This is a genomic window from Sulfitobacter sp. HI0040 (assembly GCF_001634885.1).
GTDB lineage: Bacteria > Pseudomonadota > Alphaproteobacteria > Rhodobacterales > Rhodobacteraceae > Sulfitobacter.
In genome coordinates, this window is the sequence record NZ_LWEX01000149.1 from 1 (window position 1) to 2,904 (window position 2,904).

Annotated in this window: 3 protein-coding genes; all 3 read left to right on the forward strand. The window is 66.7% G+C overall.

All coding sequences use genetic code 11. From position 1 onward, the window contains the following. On the forward strand, window positions 1-714 hold a 714-nt coding region (locus tag A3728_RS10470; protein WP_443069426.1), incomplete at its 5' end, for a phosphatidate cytidylyltransferase. Beyond that, a complete protein-coding gene (gene dxr, locus A3728_RS10475; RefSeq protein WP_067923169.1) occupies window positions 714-1,889 on the forward strand; it encodes a 1-deoxy-D-xylulose-5-phosphate reductoisomerase in 1,176 nt (391 codons plus the stop codon). The genes A3728_RS10470 and dxr, both read left to right, overlap by 1 nt. A gap of 2 nt (window positions 1,890-1,891) precedes the next feature. Further along, window positions 1,892-2,904 (forward strand): RIP metalloprotease RseP (gene rseP / locus A3728_RS10480; protein ID WP_067923172.1); only part of this gene is annotated, 1,013 nt, incomplete at its 3' end.

Sequence of the window (2,904 nt, forward strand, 5' to 3'; positions counted from 1 at the left end):
TTGGGCATCTGGTTCGGCGGACTTGTCTTTCACCTGCTGGTGGCGCTGATCTGCGGGCTGATGGTCTGGGAACTGGTCGGCATGCTGCGCCCCGGCGAACGGGGTGCGCAGTTGCAGATGGGCGGGTTGACCGGGGCGGCCCTGCTTGCCGCTTTCTACCTGCCGGTGGGCTTTGCGCTGCCGGTGCTGCTGGCCCCTGCGATGGTGGGTTTCGGCCAGCTTGCCAGGCATCGCACGATCTTCATGGTTTTCACCGTCATGATCCTTCTGGCGGGCTTTGGCATCGTGCAGATCCGCGATGAACTGGGGTTCGGCTGGCTGATGTGGCTGGTGCTGGTGGTCGTGACGACGGACGTGGTGGGCTATTTCGCGGGCCGGGCCATCGGCGGGCCGAAGTTCTGGCCCCGCGTCAGCCCCAAGAAGACATGGTCCGGCACGGCGGCGGGCTGGGTGGGGGCCGCCCTGATCGGCGCGCTATTCTCGCTCAATACCGGGGTCGGGCTGCAGCTGATCGGTATTTCCATCGCGGTTTCCATGGCCTCCCAGATGGGCGACATGGCTGAATCCGGGGTAAAGCGGCGCATGGGCGTCAAGGATTCCTCGGCGCTCATTCCCGGGCACGGGGGCCTGCTGGACCGCTTCGACGGGATGTTGGGGGCATCGGTGTTTCTGCTGATCATCGGTCAGTTCATCGGCTTCCCGCCCGGACTCTGATGCCGCGACGCATTTCAATTCTGGGTGCGACCGGGTCCATCGGGCAAAGCACGATCGACCTCGTCCGCCGTGATCCCGCGGCCTATCAGGTGGTGGCGCTGACCGGCGCGGGCAATATCGCGCAGCTTGCCGCCGATGCCCGCGCGCTGGGGGCCGAGGTGGCCGTGACCGCCCGCGAAGACCTGCTGCCCGACCTGCGCGACGCGCTTGCAGGCAGCGGCACGGAAGCCGCAGCGGGGGCCGGGGCCATTCGCGAAGCCGCCAGCCGCCCGGCGGACTGGGTCATGTCCGCCATTGTGGGGGCCGCCGGTCTCGCACCCGGGCTGGCCGCGCTCGAACAGGGCACGACGCTGGCGCTGGCCAACAAGGAATCGCTTGTCTGCGCCGGTGCGCTCATGCTGGAAACAGCGACCCGGCACGGGGCCACGATCCTGCCGGTGGACAGCGAGCATTCCGCCATTTTCCAGGCCCTCGTGGGCGAGGATATGGGGGCGGTCGAACGCATCATCATCACCGCCAGCGGCGGGGCCTTCCGCGACTGGCCGTTGGAGAAACTGGCAGACGCCACGCCGGAGCAGGCCTCGGACCACCCCAACTGGGACATGGGCCAGCGCATCACCATCGATTCCGCGTCGATGTTCAACAAGGCCATGGAAATCATCGAAACACGGGAATTCTTCGGCATCGCGCCCGACGCGATCGAGGTACTCGTACATCCGCAATCGCTGGTGCACGCGCTGGTCGGTTTCCGCGACGGGGGGATCATGGCCCATCTCGGCCCTGCGGACATGCGGCACGCCATCGGCTACGCCCTGAACCATCCCCAGCGCGCAGCCCTGCCGGTGGAGCGGCTCGACCTTGCGAAAATCGGCACGCTTGAGTTCCGCACCCCGGATGAAAAGCGCTGGCCAGCCCTGCGCCTCGCGCGGGAGGTGATGGCCGCAGGCGGTCTGACGGGCGCGGTCTTCAACGCGGCAAAGGAAAGCGCGCTCGACGGTTTTCTGGATCGCAGGCTGCGGTTCACCCAAATGGCGGCCGTGGTCGAACAGGTGATGGAGGCGCTCGCCGCCGAGCCGGGACTGACCACGGCCGATATGACACTTGATAACGTGATCCGGATCGACCATCTGGCACGGCAGGCGGCCAAAGCCGCGACCGACAAGAAGGCAGGGTAGTTTTGGACATTTTTTCGCTGGCGCCGCAATTCGGCAGCCTGATCTGGACCTTGGTTGCCTTTGTCGTGGCCCTGTCGGTCATCGTCGCGATTCACGAATACGGGCATTACATCGTCGGTCGCTGGTGCGGCATCCAGGCGGATGTCTTCAGCCTTGGCTTCGGCCCTGTCCTGTTTTCGCGCCATGACAAGCGGGGCACCCGCTGGCAGGTCGCGGCGCTGCCCTTTGGCGGTTACGTCAAATTCGCGGGCGATGCGGACGCGGCCTCGGGCAAGGACGAGGTGGCGATTGCCGCACTGGCCGAGGATCCCGACAAGCTGCGCCATACGATGCATGGTGCGCCGCTCTGGGCGCGCACCCTGACCGTGGCGGCGGGGCCGGTCTTCAACTTCGTCCTGTCGATCCTGATATTCGCCGGGATCGCCTTGGTATCGGGCACGCCGCGCGAGCCCTTGACCGTGGGCGAATTGCACGACATGCCGCTTGTCCCGCAGGGATTGATGACCGGCGATGTCATTGCGGGGATCAACGGTGAGCCCATCCCGGCCACTTCGGACCGGGAGGCTTACCGCGCCTTTCTGACCGATTTGCCCGATGCGCGGGTGCTCGAATACGATGTGCTCCGGGGGGATCAGCGCCTCACCGTCGAAGGGCCCAACCTTTTGCCGCCCCTCGTCGGGCAGGTGGTGCCGCAATCGGCCGCCTATGAAGCTGGGCTGCGGCCCGGCGACGTGATCGTCGAGGTGGACGGCACGCCCATCCACGCCTTCGACCAGCTCAAGGACCGGGTCGAGGCGTCGGGCGGCGCGACGCTGGAGCTGTCGGTCTGGCGCAAGGGCCAGACGCTGCCCTTCACCCTGACGCCGCGTTCCACGGATGAGCCGCAGGCGGACGGCAGTTTCGCCAACAACCTGCGCATCGGTATCGTGAGCGACATGGCGTTCCGCCCCGCCACGGAAACTCCCGGCATGGGGGAGGCCTTGGTGGGGGGCGCGCGCAACATGTGGCGCATCAT